This is a genomic window from Promicromonospora citrea, from assembly GCF_013004695.1.
Lineage (GTDB): Bacteria > Actinomycetota > Actinomycetes > Actinomycetales > Cellulomonadaceae > Promicromonospora > Promicromonospora citrea.
Genome location: NZ_JABEMG010000122.1, coordinates 1 through 13,603, shown reverse-complemented (window position 1 = coordinate 13,603; position 13,603 = coordinate 1). Strand labels below are relative to the sequence as shown.

The following is a 13,603-nucleotide window of genomic DNA, read 5'->3' as shown; positions in this document are numbered from 1 at the left end:
GGCAGGCCGGGCCGGGTCCGGCGGTCCGGGGCGCGTGACCCCTCGACCCTGCGGCGCCGGTAGGCCCGCGACCGGCACGCCCGCGAGCAGTACCGGCGCGGGCGTCCCGTGCCCGCCGCCGGGCCGAGGCCGGCACCGCACTCGGTGCAGGCGGTCGTCGGGTCCACGCGGGTCTCCTCCCCTCGCGGTCGTGCCGTGCGGTTTCGTCACACCGGCTCGTGCGACGAAACTACTCCACCGGAGTCCTCGCGCGACCCGAGCCTGGAGCCATGACGTCACCCGACACCCCGCCGCTCACCGTCCGCCCCGCCCCGCCCGCCGAGGTGGATCGGCTGCTGCCCGTCTGCGTCGAGGCGTTCGCCGACGAGGCGGTGTCGGCCTGGGTGGAGCCCGACCCGGCGCGGCGCCGACGGCACACGCACGCGCACCTGGCCGCCACGCTCCCCGGCGCAGCGGACGCCGGCGGGCTGCTCGTCGCGTACGACGCGGACGGCACCGCCGTCGCCGCCTCGCTGTGGGCCGGGCCGGAACGCGCACGGGTACGAGCCCCGGAGCAGAACCCGGAGCAGCCGTGCTCGCCGCGCGTCGCCGCCGTCCTCGCGGCCACCGCCGCGCACCGGCCCGCCGTGCCCCACGTCCACCTGGCGGCGATGGCCGCGCTCCCCCACCGCCGCGGGACGGGTGCGGGCACCGCGATGCTGCGCCACGGCCTGTCCCGCGCCCACGCGGCGGGCCTGCCGGTGTACCTCGAGGCGTCGACGCCGCGCAGCCGTGCGCTGTACGCGCGCCATGGGTTCCGCGACCTGGGCGCCGCGATCCCGCTGCCGGACGGCGGACCCGTCCTGCAGCCCATGTGGCACCCGTGAGCGTCAGCCGCCGCCGGGCCCGAACCGCTCGGTGCGCACGTGCGCCGGGTCGTGGCCCTGCGCGACGAGCATGCGTGAGACCGCCTCGACGAACCCCGTCGGGCCGCAGACGTACACGCGCGGCGCGAGCTCGGGCGGCCAGCCCCATGCGGCGAGCTCGGAGTCGGTCAGCCGGCGGGGCCCGCGCAGGGCGGTGAGCGACACGGCACGCGTGAAGATCGTCCGCGCCTCGAACCCGTCGCCGCGCGCGACGAGGGCGGCGATCTCGTCCGGGTAGAGCTGGTCCTCGGCCGTGCGCACGGAGCAGATCAGCCGGAACGGCGTGCGGTCGCCGGCGCGGCGCCGGGCGCGCGCCATGGCCATGAGCGGCACGAGGCCCGAGCCGCCGGCCAGCAGCAGCACGGGCGTCCCGGCGTCGCGGGCGGGGTCCCACACGAACCAGCCGCCGACCGGTCCCCGGACCTCGACGGCCGACCCCACGGGGAAGTCGCCGACCAGGTACGGGGACACCTCTCCGTCGGCGACGCGCTGGACGGTCACCTCGATCCGGTTCGATCCCTCGGGCACGCTCGCCAGGGAGTAGGACCGCTCGGCCGTGTACCCGTCGGCCGCGGTGAGCCGCAGATCGACGTGCTGGCCGGGCTGGTGCCCCGGCCAGCCGGGCACGTCCAGCACGAGCGTCGCGGCCGAGGCGCTCTCGCGCCGCCGGTCCACGAGAGTGGCGAGCTGCCAGCCGGAGCGGACGGCGTAGCGCCCGCCGAGGCGCGCCGGCTCAGTCACCCTGGTACCGCTGCTCGCGCCACGGGTCGCCGAGGTCGTGGTAGCCCAGGCGCTCCCAGAAACCGGGCCTGTTCGTCGGCAGGAGCGTCAGCGAGCGCACCCACTTGGCCGACTTCCAGAAGTACAGGTGCGGCACCAGCAGCCGGGCGGGGCCGCCGTGCTCGGGGTGCAGCCGTTTGCCGTCGAAGGCGTGCGCGATCCACGCCTTGCCGCCGAGCAGGTCGGCCACCGGCAGGTTGGTCGTGTACCCGCCGTAGGAGCCGACCATGACGAAGTCGGCGGTCGACTCGACGTCGGCGAGCAGCACGTCGAGCGAGACGCCCGTCCACCGCGTGCCGAACTTCGACCAGCGGGTGACGCAGTGGATGTCGACGGTGGGCGTCTCCTGCGGCAGCGCCATGAGGTCGGCCCAGGTCCACGCCGTCGACGCGCCCGCCTCCGTCGTGACGGTCAGGCTCCAGGTCGCCTCGCTCACGTTCGGCGTCGGGCCGGCGGACAGGACGGGGAACCCGTCCTCGACGTACTGCCCGGGCGGGAGGGCGACGCCCTCCGGGCGGGGCCTGCCGTGGAAGCCCGGTGTCAGTGCGGGCGGCACGTCGCTCATGTCCACACCGTAGCGTCCGCGACGCCCCGGCCCTGTGACCACTGCCACGTCACATCGGGCCGCGCCGTCCGGTCGAAGGTGTGAGACCCGATGGAGGCAGCCATGGAGAAGATCCTGATCGTCGGAGGCGGCTACGCCGGCTTCTACACCGCGTGGGGCCTGGAGAAGCGGCTCCGTCCGGGCGAGGCCGAGGTCACCCTCGTGGACCCGCACGGCTACATGACGTACCAGCCCTTCCTGCCGGAGGTCACGGCGGGCTCGATCGAGGCGCGGCACGTCATGGTGTCGCTGCGCCGCCACCTGCACCGCACCGCCCTCGTCGCGGGCCAGACCACGGCGATCGACCACGCGCACCGCACCGCGACGGTACGTACCAACGACGGCGCCCTGCGGGAGCTCCGCTACGACACGATCGTCGTCACGGCCGGTGCGGTGACCCGCACGTTCCCCGTGCCCGGGATCGAGCAGGAGGCGATCGGGCTCAAGCACGTCGAGGAGGCCGTCGCGATCCGCGACCAGCTCCTCACGGCGTTCGACCGCGCCGCCCTGCTGCCGCCGGGCGCGCGGCGGCGTCGGCTGCTCACCGTGACCGTGGTGGGCGGCGGCTTCACCGGCGTCGAGGTGTTCGGCGAGCTGCTGTCGCTGGCCACGAGCCTGCTGCGGCGCTACCCGGAGCTCGGGCCCGAGGACCTGTCGTTCCACCTGGTCGACGCGAACGACCGCATCCTGCCCGAGGTCACCGACGAGCCCGGCCGCTGGGTGGTGCGCCACCTGGAGGGCCGCGGGGGCACGGTCCACCTCGGCGCGCAGGTGGTCTCGGCGGCGGGCGGCGAGATCCTGCTCTCGACGGGCGAGTCGTGGGGCAACGGCCTGCTGATCTGGGCCGCGGGCAACGGCAGCAACCCCGTCGTCGCGAAGAACACGGACCTGCCCGTCGACGAGCGCGGCCTGGTGCGGGTGCGCGCCGACCTGCGGGTCGGCACGGACGACGCCCCGGTGCCCGGTGCCTGGGCCGCGGGCGACAACGCGGCCGTGCCCGACCTCGCGTCCCCCGTGCCCGGCACGCGGACCGTGCCGAACGCGCAGCACGCCGTCCGGCAGGGCAGGCTCCTGGCCAGGAACCTCGTCGCCGACCTGCGCGGCCGGCGCGTACACCCCTACGTGCACCACAGCCTGGGCACGGTGGCGACGCTCGGCATCGGCCGGGGCATCTTCCAGTACCACGGCCTGGTCGTCACGGGGTTCCTCGCGTGGCTGATGCACCGCGGGTACCACGTGCTGGCGGTGCCGACCTGGGAGCGCAAGGTGCGGGTGCTGCTGGTGTGGGCGTCGGCGGTGCTGTTCGGCCGCGACATCGTGCCGCTGTCCACCGTGCAGCGGCCCCGCGCCGCGTTCCTCGCGGGCGGTGACCCGTTCGCCGACGTCGGCGGGCCGGACCGGGAGGTGCACGGTGCGGCGTGACGTCCGGACCGACCTCGCCGCCCTGGCCGCCCGGCGGGTGCACCTGCGCTGGTCCACCCTGTTCGGCGTCATCGCGTTCGCGTGCTTCCTCGTGCTCGGGGTCACGGGCGCGCTGCTCGCCGTCCGGTACACGCCGTCGAGCGACCTGGTCACCTACGACGGCCCGTACGGACCGCTGCGGGGCGCGACCGTGACCGAGGCGTACGCGTCCACGATGCTGATCTCGTTCGAGGTGACCGGCGGGCTGCTGCTGCGCCAGACGCACCACTGGGCGGCGCTCGTGATGCCCGCCGCGATGGTGGTGCAGCTCCTGGTCACGTTCTTCACCGGGGGCTTCCGCACGCCGCGGCGCCTCGCCTGGGTGCTGCTCGTGGCGGCGTTCGTGCTGGTGCTGCTCGCGGGCTGGAGCGGCTACGCCCTGCCGGACGACATGCTCTCCGGCACCGGCCTGCGGATCGTCGAGGGGGTGGTGCTCGGCATCCCCGTTGTCGGGACCTGGCTCGCCGGCCTGCTGTTCGGCGGGCCGTTCCCCGGCCGGATCATCGAGAACCTCTACCCGGTGCACGTCGTCGTCGCGCCCGCGCTGCTCCTGCTGGTGCTCGCGCTGCGCGCGGCGCTCGCCGTCCGGCACGGGCAGCCGCGGCACCCGCCGACGCTGCGGCCCGGCCTCGGCCTGCGCCTGTGGCCCGACGCCGCACTCCGCGCCGCCGGGATGACCGGCCTGACCACGGCGGTGCTCCTGCTGCTCGGTGCGACCTCGACGATCAGCCCCGTCTGGTCGTACGGGCCGGCGTCGGGCGGCGACGTCGGCGCGGGCAGCCAGCCCGACTGGTACACGGGGTTCCTGGACGGCGCCCTGCGCCTCGTGCCCGCCGGCTGGGAGACCGTGTGGGGCGGGTACACCGTGACCTTCGCGGTGCTCGTGCCGCTCGCCGTGGTCGGCGGGTACTTCCTGCTGCTGGTGGCCTACCCGTACGTCGAGGCGTGGGTCGAGCAGGACCGCGCGGTGCACGACGAGCTCGACCGGCCGCGCAACGTCCCGGCCCGCACCGGCATCGGCGTGGCGGGGATGCTGTTCTACGGGATCCTCTGGGGCGCCGCGAGCGCAGACGTCGTGGCGACGGCGTTCTCGGTGAGCTTCGAGTCCGTGATCACGACGCTGCAGGTGGCGCTCGTCGTCGGGCCGCCGCTGGCGTTCGAGGTGACGCGCCGGGTGAGCCTCGGGCTGCAGCGCACGGACCGTGAGCGGCTGGCGCACGGCCACGAGACGGGCCGGATCGTGCGGATGCCGGACGGTGGCTACGTCGAGGTGCACCGGCCGCTCGATGCCGCGGAGCGGGAACGGCTGGCAGTGGCGGGGGCCGGTGCAGGCGGGGTCGGTGCGGCGACGGCGACCCCGCGCTCCGGGCCGCGGGGTGGCGCTCTGCGGCGGGCGCTCGCGCGGGTGTTCGAGGCCGGGCACGTGGTGCCGGCGAGGTCCGCTGCGCGGGCGGGTGCGCTCGAGCCGGGTCGCGGCGGGGCCGATCGGCGCTGAGCTCGACGCCCGGCTGGGGCGCGCAGCACTGCACCGTGCGGGCCGCGCGGGGAGAATGAGGGCGGGCCGTGCCGGAGGAGGCGTCGGCGGCGGTCGGGAGAGGAGTGCGCATGGGGTTCGACGTCACGGGGCGTCGCGGCGAGGGTCTGCCGGGTCCGGAAGGGACCTCGTGAGCGCCCCCGACCGGCGGTTCCCGCGCTCGGTGTTCGGCGTGGGCGCCGAGCCGGACGCGCGGTTCACCCTCGCCAACGAGCGGACCTTCCTCGCCTGGATCCGGACGGCGCTCGCGCTGGTCGCGGGCGGGGTCGCGCTGGAGACGCTGGGGCTGGACCTACAGCCCGCGCTGCGCCTCGCCGCCGCACTGGTGCTGATCGTCGCGGGGATCGCAGTGCCGCTGATCGCCTGGTCGGGCTGGATGCGCGTCGAGCGTGCGCTGCGCCGTGGGGAGCCGCTGCCGTCGACGCTGGTCGGGGTGACGCTCGCCGTCGTCGTCGCGCTGGTGGGTGTGCTCGTGCTGCTGGGCGTGCTGCTGCGATGACCGGCGCGGCGCCGCCCGGCCTGCAGCCCGAGCGCACGGAGCTGGCCTGGCGGCGGACCGTGCTCAGCGTCGCGGCGGTGTCTCTCGCCGCCGCGCGGCTGCTCCCCGCCGTCTCCGGCGACGCTCGGTGGCTCCTGCCCGGCGCGGCCGGCCTCGTGCTCGCGGGCTGGTTGTGGCTCGGTTCCCGGCGCCGCCGCCTGCGCTACCCGCGCGCGTCTGGCCCCAGCCCGGCGCCCGCACCGCCCGGCGCCGAGCCGTTCGGCCCGACGTCGACCGGCGCGGGCCTGCTCGCCGTCGCGGCCGGGATCGTGGTCGCGTTCGGGGTCTGTGGGCTCGCCGTCGTCCTGACACACGTCGGGCACTGAGCGCGGCGGGCGCTGAGCACGTCGGGCACCGGGGTGGCACCGGGCCCGCGTGGACATCGGTGCGACCGTCGGCGAGATTTGCCCCATGCCCTTCACGCTCGCCCATCCCGCAGCGGTGCTGCCCCTCCTGCGGCACCCGTTCAGCACCGTCGCGCTCGTCGCCGGCGCCGTGGCGCCCGACCTGCCGTACTTCGCCCGGCGGACGCCGATCCCCGTCACCGCCCAGTCCTGGTACGAGCCGTTCATGAACGCGACGACGTCGCACGGCCTCGTCGGCGCCCTGACGGTCAGCCTGCCGTACGCGCTCGCTCTCTGCGGCCTGGTCTGGGTGGCTCGACGCCCCGTCGCGGAGCTGGTGCGCCGCCCGGCGGGCTCGAAGGACGGTTCGCGAGGCGGTCCCGGCGACCGGGGCGTCGTCGCGCGGCTCGGGTGGGTCGTGCTGTCCGCGCTCGTCGGCGTCGCGACGCACCTGGTGTGGGACTCGTTCACCCACGGCGACGGGTACGTCGTGACGCACGTGCCGGCCCTGAGCGAGCCGGTGGCCGGTGCCCTGACCTGGGCGAGGGCGCTCCAGCACGCGAGCACCGTGGTCGGGCTGCTGCTCGTCGCGTGGTACCTCTGGCGGCGACGGGCCGGGCTCGGCCCCGTGCGGCGCCGGGCCCTGTGGTGGGGCGGCGGCGTGGTGGTCGCGGGCGCCGTGGTCGGGACGCTGGACCTCTGGGCAGACACGGGTCTGACCACCGGCGAGACCGTCGAGGCGGCGCTCGCCGGCGCCGCGACGGGTGCCGGGGCAGCCCTGCTGGTCGCGCTGGTGGTGTACCTGGCCGCGTGGTGGGTCGTGCGGTGGGTCGTGACGGCGTGACTCAGAACGGCGGCCCGGCGTCCGATCCTGACGGTGCAACACTCCCCCGGCGTGGGTGCCGACCTCCCCGTCCCGCGCCGCCTCCGCCCGTCAGGGCGCGGAGCGTCAGGTCGTAGCTCGTGTCCGGGTCGACCTCGGCGAGGTCGACGTGGGCGTCGAGCACGGTCGGCGTGCGTCGGTCGACCCGGCCCGAGGGCGCGATCCACGTGGTGACCCCGGTGTCGGGATCACGCACGACGCCCCAGCCGCCATGCGTCTTGAGCAGATGGTGCCGGCGGCAGAGCGCGTGGAGGTTGGTCGCACGGGTCTGGCCGGGCGTCCCCGGCGGCAGGCCGGCGGGATCGAGGTCGTGGTCGAACGGGACGACGTGGTCCAGGTCCGCACGCTCGGCCGGGTGCTCGCAGTGCGGGAACGTGCACGTCACGTCCCGTGCCTGGACGGCACGCCGCAGCACGCTGCCCGGTTGGTAGGTGGTCGTGGAGCAGTCGGTCAGGACGCCGGTCACCGGGTCGGTCAGGAGCCGCTGCCAGGTCGCGTCGGTCGCGACGGCACGAGCCGTCACGGCCGGCACCGGACCGAACCCGGCGAGCTCGCCCGGCGCGTCGTCCACGCCGAGCAGGGTGGTGGCCGGGACCGTGACCCGGACCGTCGGGCGCGTCGGTGTCACCCGCACCACGGGCGCGCGGCCCCCGCACGTGCACACCGGGCCGTCGGCGGACGGCGCAGGATCCGGTTCGGGCACCGGCAGCGACCGGCTCTCCGCCGCGAGGCGTCCCGCGGGCAGCAGCCGGCCCGTGACGATCCCCGCGAGGCTGTCCGCGCGGAGCTGGCTCAGGGTCCGCTCCTCGCCCGGCACCCGCCGGAGCTGGTGCGCCATCTCGTCGACGACGCCCCACACCGCCGCGGCGTCGACCGCCGGGAGGTAGGACGTGAGCCACGCCATGTCGTTCTCGGACCGGTCGAGCTGGACGCTGCGCTGCTCGGCCGCCGCCCGCGCCGACTCCTCGGCACCGTGCAGCGACGCCGCGAACGCGAGCAGCTTGCGCTGCAGCCAGCGCCAGGTCCGGTGCGGGGCCTGGGGCAGGTACCGCGCGATCGCCTGGGCCCGCTCCTGTGTGGTCAGCCGCGCGGCAGAGCGCAGGAGCGTGTGCGCCTTGCGCACATCGATCCGGCCCGCGACGAGCGCCGCGACGACCGTGGGGTGGTCGGCACCGGCCTCACCGCGCACGACGACGTCCGACGCCTCGGCGCCCGTGACGGCCAGCTCGCCGCTGACCTGCGCCACCAGGGACGAGTGCGCCAGCGGGTGCGACTCACGCGCGGCACGCTCCGCGACGACGCGGGCCTGCACACCGGCCGCCCACGACTGCACCCTGCCGCACGCGACGACGAGGTCCGCCAGGGCGTCGTCCGGCAGGTCGGGGAGCGTGCCGGCCCCTGCTCCGTCCGCCTCGTCCGCCCCGCCGAGGGCGTGACCCTCGAGGTCCACCGCGTCAGCGACGAGGCGCGCGAGCGCGGCACCACGGGTGCCGGCCAGCGCCGCACGCAGGAACGGCGCGGGCCAGAGGACCACGGGCAGGTCGGAAGGAGGGAGGTCCGGCGTCTCGGGACCCGGCCCTGCGGCTGGTTCGACCACGCTCGCTCGCACCCTGACCCACCCCACTCCTCAAAACGTCCCGTTCGACGCCACAGCGTCGTACGCCTGTTCCCATCGTAGGGCACACCGCTGGCATGCGCCCGGCGAACCCGGGCGCGCCACGCCCCCAGCCCTCAGAACCGCCGGTGGTCCACGATCGGCGTCCGCGGTCCCCGCGCCGGCGGGCGCGCCCGGCCGCCGAGCACGAGCAGCCGCACCACCCGGTGCCGGTGCGGCGCGTACGGGGCGAGCAGCCGCAGCATGCCCTCGTCGTCGGTGCGCTCCCCCGCCAGCGCCCAGCCGACCGCCCCGGGGAGGTGGAAGTCGCCCACGGAGACGGCGTCGGCGTCGCCGAACGCGCGCTGCGCCACCTCGGCCGACGTCCACACGCCCACGCCCTGCACCCGCTCGAGCCGCGCGCGGGCCTCGGCGGGCGGCATCGCCGCGGCCTCCTCCAGCCGGGGCGCGACGAGCGCGCACCGCGCCACGGTGCGGGCGCGGCCGGGGTCGACACCGGCCTCGTGCCACTCCCAGACGGGGATCCGGGCCCAGGTGCGGGCGTCGGGCACCACGAACAGGCCCGACGCCGGCCCCGGCGCCGGCGAGCCGTACCGTCGCACGAGCCGGCGCCACGCACGGTGGGCCGTCACCGTCTGCACGCGCTGCTCGAGCACCGCCGGCACGAGCGCCTCCATCACCCGGTCGCTGCGCGGCATGCGGATGCCGACGGCACGCCGGTGCGCCTCACGGACCTGCGGGGGCGGGGTGAAGCCCGAGGCGTCGTCGTCCTCGCCGAGGAGCGTGGGCAGGGCGTCGGCGGCCTCGTGCGCGCCGTCGCCCCACAGCTGCACCGTCACCTCGCGCGGCCCCGCGGGCACGAACCGCTGCGTCACCGGGCCGCTGCGCAGCAGCGACGTCCGCCAGACGGCGCCGTCCGGCGCACGGTGGAACGTCGGGTCGGCCGCGCCGTGGCCCAGGGGGCCGAGCGTCAGGGCGACGTCGAGCGGTCGCGGCGACGTGTGGCGGACGGTGAGCACCCCACCAGTGGACCACGACACGGCGCTCAGTCCGAACGCCCCGCCAGCCGCGCCACCTCCTCGACCACCGTGCGCACGAGCAGCGGGTGGCCCAGCGGCCGGAAGTGTCCCGCCAGCGGCAGCTCGACGTTGCGCGCGCCGACGAGGTGCCCCGTCTCGGGGATGTGCGGGTCGAACGCGGGGTACACCGCCGTGATCCGGTCGTTGACCAGCAGCTCGCCCGCGAGCGCCAGCAGCACCGGGTCGCGCGGGTCGAACGAGCGCAGGGCCCGCGAGAGCATGTACCGCGCCCAGCGGGAGCCGGTGAACGGCGTCGCGACGGCGACCATGCCGCGCACCCGGCCGCCCGCTGGCGACAGCATGACGTGCTTGCCGATGAGGCCGCCCTTGCTGTGCGCCACGAGCACCACCTCCTGGAGGTCGGTGCGCGCCAGGTGCTCGGCGACGACGTCGGCGGACTCGGGCACGGGCCGGGCGTTGTGCCCGAGCGCCTCCACGGCGTGCACGGGGTGTCCCGCGCGCACCAGCGCGCGGGCGACCGGCGCGAGGAACTCCCACGTCTCGTAGATCCCGGGCAGCAGCACCACCGGCGCGGCCGCCCGGTCCATCGCCGAGGAGCCCACCGCCGACGAGCCCAAGGTCGACGACTCCACCGCCGGAAGGGCACCGCGGCGCAACAGGTGCCGCACCTGACGTTCGGCGGCCCACGCGTAGTCCAGCGCCCGGGTCAGCAGGCGGGGCGTCACAGGCGGTCCCGGTCGGCGGCGTGCCAGGCGTCGAGGACGATGCGTGCGATCCCGCCGGGATCGGTGTCCATGGCGTGGTGCCGCCCGCGCACCGTGCGCTGCTCACCGGACGGCGCGCACGCCGCGAGCTGCGCGACCCACGCGGGCGGCGCGACGGGGTCGCGCGCGCCGCGCACCACGAGGACCGGTGCGCTCGCACGCGGCAGGACCTCCTCGAGGTGGTGCCCCACGACGTGGCGCAGCTGCCCCAGGTAGTACGGCACGCTGCACCGTACCAGCGCGTCCACCAGGAGCACCCCGATCGTCGACGGCGGCTCGCCGACGGCGTCGACGGCCAGCCGCACCGCCTGCCGGGCGATGGTGCGCGTGCCGGGCTCCGACGTCGGGCCGATCAGGACGCCCGCGCCCGCCGCGTCCGGGTGGTCGGCGAGCAGCTGGCCCACGACCTGTGCCCCCATGGAGTGCCCGACGACGACCGGCGGCGGCAGCCCCGCGTCGAGCACGTGCTCGCGGACGTACTGCGCGACGGCGGCGGCGTGCTCCGGCACGGTGACGTCGCGCCGCAGGTGCGGCGAGGCGCCGAAGCCGGGCAGGTCGACGGCGTGCACCGCGCCGTGCGCGACGAGCCGCTCGCGCACCGTGGCGTACGCGCGGGCGGATGAGCCCACGCCGTGCACGAGCACCACGGCCCGCTCGGGTGCGGCAGGCCCGTGCGCGTGGCCGACGACGGTGAGGTCGCCCTGCCGGGTGCTGAGCGTGCGGTGCGGGTCGGACCGCACGCTCACCGGCGGTCCGCGGACGGCCTGTCGTCCGGCACCCGGTGCCCGTCGGCCGGGTCGCGGTGTCCGTCGCCGGGCTCGCCCGCCTCCCGTGCGTCCCGGGCGGCGTCCTCGCGCAGCCGCCGCCCCTGCTCGATCTCCTCCTGCCGCTTGGCCTCGCGCTTCTCGCTCGCGCGGTCGTCCTTGGGCGGCAGGCGCAGCTCCTCCTCGGCCGCGATACCGCCCTGCAGCTCCCGCCCGCGCTCGAGCTCGGCGTCGAGCTCCGCGCCGAACAGCAGCGCGAGGTTGGTGATCCAGAGCCACAGCAGGAACACGATGAGGCCGGCCAGCGACCCGTAGGTCGCGTCGTAGCTCGCGAAGGTCGAGACGTAGATCGCGAAGCCCGCCGACGCGATCAGCCAGCCGAGGATCGCCACGACGGCACCCACGCTGACCCAGCGCATCTTCGGCTGCCGGACGTTGGGCGTCACGTGGTAGAGGATCGCCACCAGCACAACGACCAGCAGCAGCACGACGGGCCACTTGGCGATGTTCCACACGGTCACCGCCATCCCGCCCAGGCCGACGGCGTCGCCCACCGCCTGCGCGACCGGACCGCTGAGCGCGATCGCGCCGACCACGAGCGCCGCGACGACGACCGCGACGAGGGTCACGAGGAGCATGACCGGGCGCAGCTTCCACACCGGCCTTCCCTCGTCGATCCCGTAGACCCGGTTCATGGCCCGCCCGAAGGCCCCCACGTACCCGGAGGCCGACCAGAGGGCGAGCGCGACACCGAGGACGAGGGCGACACCCGCCCTGCCCCCGCCCCCGGCGGCGTTCTCGACGAGCGGCTGCACGACGGCGAGCACGTCGGGCGGGACGACGCCCTCCATCGTGCCGACCACCCGCTCCACCGCCTGCTCCCCGTCGGCCACGAGACCGAGCACGGAGACGAGGGCGAGCAGCGCGGGGGCCGCGGCGAGCACCGCGTAGTAGGTCAGGGCCGCCGCCAGGTCCAGGCACTGGTCCCGGGAGAACTGCCGCATCGTGGCCCGCAGCACGTACCACCACGTCCGGCGGTGCAGGTCCGGTGGCGAACCCGGCTTGCGCCGGTCGTCCGGCGCCGGCGCGTCGGTACGCGGCGACGTGTCGTCGATGTGAGCCATGATGCCTCCCCCAGGGACAGGTCCTGGACCGGACGGCGGCCGGTCCGTCACTCCGTGCGCCGGATCAGCGGCTCACGTCGGAGCGGATGTCGGACGCGGCCTCGCGGCCGTGCTCCCCGACCGAGCGGGCGGCGTCCTTCGCCGCGTCGCGGACGGCCTCCGCGCCCTCGCGGGCGGGCTCCTTGAGGTCGTTCGCCAGCTCGCTCGCCGCCGACTTCACGTCGTCGACGAGCGGTGCCGCCTTCTCCTGGACCCCGGAGGCGGCACGCCGCTCCGTCCGGGTCGAGGGGATGAGCGACGCGACCGCCAGCCCGACGCCGAACGCCACGAGGCCGACGGCCAGCGGGCTGCCCTGCGTCCGTTCGCGCACCATGCGGGGCGTCGAGGAGACGCCGTGCGCCACGGACGACGCCGCGCCTCGCGCGCTGTCGGCCGCGGAGTGCGCCGCCTCCTTGCCCCGGTCGGCGAGGTCGTGCGTGGTCCCGCCGGCGGAGTCCATGGTGTCGTGGGCCGTGCCCATGACCCGGTCCTTGACCCGGCCCATGCCCGACCGCACCTTCTCGGTCTGCCGGTGCAGGGCGTGTCCCGGGTGGACCTTGTCGCCGAGCGTGTCCACGTCGCGGCTCAGCTCCTCGCGCGTGCGCTCGATGTCGGCCCGGATCTCGTCAGGATCGTTGGTGCTCATGAGGTCCTCTCCTCTCGCACGGCGCCGGGCGCCGCGTCGGGGTGCGGGCGCAGGGCGTCAGGGATCTTCTTGACCGACTCGGCCGTCTGCGGCAGGCCCTGCATCTCCTGCAGCTCCTTGCGGCCGCGCAGGGCCAGGACGGCGGCGACGATGCCCCACACCGCCGCGACGATCAGCGCTGACCAGCCGCCGCCCAGCACGGTGCCGAGCGCCGACCACAGGGCGAGCGACAGGAACAGCAAAACCATGTGGCCCGCCACCCCCGCGCCGCCGAACATGCCGGCGCCCTTGCCCGCCCGCTTCGCGGACTGGGCGGCCTCGGCCTTCGCCAGCGCGACCTCCTGGCGCACCAGCGTCGACAGGTCGCGTGTCACCTCGCCGACGAGGTCGCCCAGGCTGGCCGACTCGGCGCGGTGCGCGCCCGTCGTGGGGACCCCGGCCGCCGGGGCGGACGCCGTCGCCGACGTCGCGGCCGCTGACGGCGCGAACGGGTCGCGCGCGGTCGGCTCACGTGCGGTCGACATGGACGTCACCCCCCGTGGCGGCGGGCGGCCAGCCCGGG

General features: G+C 76.1%; 15 protein-coding genes. 6 read left to right on the top strand and 9 right to left on the bottom strand.

The features are described from left to right. The first annotated feature begins 269 nt into the window (after nt 1-269). On the top strand, nt 270-866 hold the full coding sequence (locus HLB15_RS18720) for a GNAT family N-acetyltransferase (RefSeq protein WP_171107449.1): 597 nt from the start codon (nt 270-272) through the stop codon (nt 864-866). Between the two features lie 3 nt (nt 867-869). Here the strand turns inward: HLB15_RS18720 and HLB15_RS18715 are convergent, their stop codons facing one another. Next, entirely contained in the window at nt 870-1,646 is a 777-nt protein-coding gene (locus HLB15_RS18715) for an FAD-binding oxidoreductase (RefSeq protein WP_171107446.1), read from the bottom strand. Then, entirely contained in the window at nt 1,639-2,250 is a 612-nt protein-coding gene (locus tag HLB15_RS18710; RefSeq protein WP_171107444.1) for a sulfite oxidase-like oxidoreductase, read from the bottom strand. The genes HLB15_RS18715 and HLB15_RS18710 overlap by 8 nt, the downstream gene beginning before the upstream one ends. Before the next feature lie 102 nt (nt 2,251-2,352). Between HLB15_RS18710 and HLB15_RS18705 the strand changes: the two genes are divergently transcribed. The 5 genes from HLB15_RS18705 (at nt 2,353) to HLB15_RS18685 (ending at nt 7,010) form a co-directional block, all read left to right on the top strand. Continuing rightward, the gene (locus tag HLB15_RS18705; RefSeq protein WP_171107442.1) at nt 2,353-3,711 is read left to right on the top strand and encodes an NAD(P)/FAD-dependent oxidoreductase; all 1,359 of its coding nucleotides are present in this window, start codon (nt 2,353-2,355) and stop codon (nt 3,709-3,711) included. Continuing rightward, nucleotides 3,701-5,245 carry a cytochrome b gene (locus HLB15_RS18700; RefSeq protein ID WP_229785565.1) on the top strand — a complete coding sequence of 515 codons (1,545 nt, stop codon included), beginning with the start codon at nt 3,701-3,703 and terminating at the stop codon, nt 5,243-5,245. Before HLB15_RS18705 ends, HLB15_RS18700 begins: the two co-directional genes overlap by 11 nt. 169 nt (nt 5,246-5,414) lie before the next feature. Further along, nucleotides 5,415-5,783 carry a YidH family protein gene (locus tag HLB15_RS18695; protein WP_229785566.1) on the top strand — a complete coding sequence of 123 codons (369 nt, stop codon included), beginning with the start codon at nt 5,415-5,417 and terminating at the stop codon, nt 5,781-5,783. After that, nucleotides 5,780-6,148, top strand: coding sequence for a DUF202 domain-containing protein (locus HLB15_RS18690; RefSeq protein WP_171107438.1), 369 nt, complete (start codon nt 5,780-5,782; stop codon nt 6,146-6,148). Before HLB15_RS18695 ends, HLB15_RS18690 begins: the two co-directional genes overlap by 4 nt. 85 nt (nt 6,149-6,233) lie before the next feature. After that, nucleotides 6,234-7,010: a DUF4184 family protein gene (locus HLB15_RS18685; RefSeq protein ID WP_171107436.1), complete on the top strand. Its 777-nt coding sequence runs from the start codon at nt 6,234-6,236 to the stop codon at nt 7,008-7,010. Nucleotide 7,011: 1 nt separating this feature from the next. Here HLB15_RS18685 and HLB15_RS18680 read toward each other — a convergent pair whose 3' ends face one another. The 7 genes from HLB15_RS18680 to HLB15_RS18650 all read right to left on the bottom strand — a co-directional run bounded on the left by HLB15_RS18680 (nt 7,012) and on the right by HLB15_RS18650 (nt 13,565). After that, the gene (locus HLB15_RS18680; RefSeq protein WP_311979594.1) at nt 7,012-8,583 is read right to left on the bottom strand and encodes an HNH endonuclease signature motif containing protein; all 1,572 of its coding nucleotides are present in this window, start codon (nt 8,581-8,583) and stop codon (nt 7,012-7,014) included. Nucleotides 8,584-8,780: 197 nt separating this feature from the next. Continuing rightward, the gene (locus HLB15_RS18675; RefSeq protein WP_171107432.1) at nt 8,781-9,683 is read right to left on the bottom strand and encodes a DNA-3-methyladenine glycosylase family protein; all 903 of its coding nucleotides are present in this window, start codon (nt 9,681-9,683) and stop codon (nt 8,781-8,783) included. A gap of 26 nt (nt 9,684-9,709) precedes the next feature. After that, nucleotides 9,710-10,429, bottom strand: a complete 720-nt coding sequence (locus HLB15_RS18670; RefSeq protein WP_229785568.1) for an esterase/lipase family protein — start codon at nt 10,427-10,429, stop codon at nt 9,710-9,712. Beyond that, entirely contained in the window at nt 10,426-11,214 is a 789-nt protein-coding gene (locus HLB15_RS18665; protein ID WP_171107430.1) for an alpha/beta fold hydrolase, read from the bottom strand. The genes HLB15_RS18670 and HLB15_RS18665 overlap by 4 nt, the downstream gene beginning before the upstream one ends. Next, nucleotides 11,211-12,356: a YihY/virulence factor BrkB family protein gene (locus HLB15_RS18660; protein WP_212760077.1), complete on the bottom strand. Its 1,146-nt coding sequence runs from the start codon at nt 12,354-12,356 to the stop codon at nt 11,211-11,213. The genes HLB15_RS18665 and HLB15_RS18660 overlap by 4 nt, the downstream gene beginning before the upstream one ends. 64 nt (nt 12,357-12,420) lie before the next feature. Further along, on the bottom strand, nt 12,421-13,041 hold the full coding sequence (locus HLB15_RS18655) for a DUF3618 domain-containing protein (RefSeq protein ID WP_171107427.1): 621 nt from the start codon (nt 13,039-13,041) through the stop codon (nt 12,421-12,423). Further along, nucleotides 13,038-13,565: a phage holin family protein gene (locus tag HLB15_RS18650; RefSeq protein ID WP_171107425.1), complete on the bottom strand. Its 528-nt coding sequence runs from the start codon at nt 13,563-13,565 to the stop codon at nt 13,038-13,040. The genes HLB15_RS18655 and HLB15_RS18650 overlap by 4 nt, the downstream gene beginning before the upstream one ends. Between the last annotated feature and the right edge of the window lie 38 nt (nt 13,566-13,603).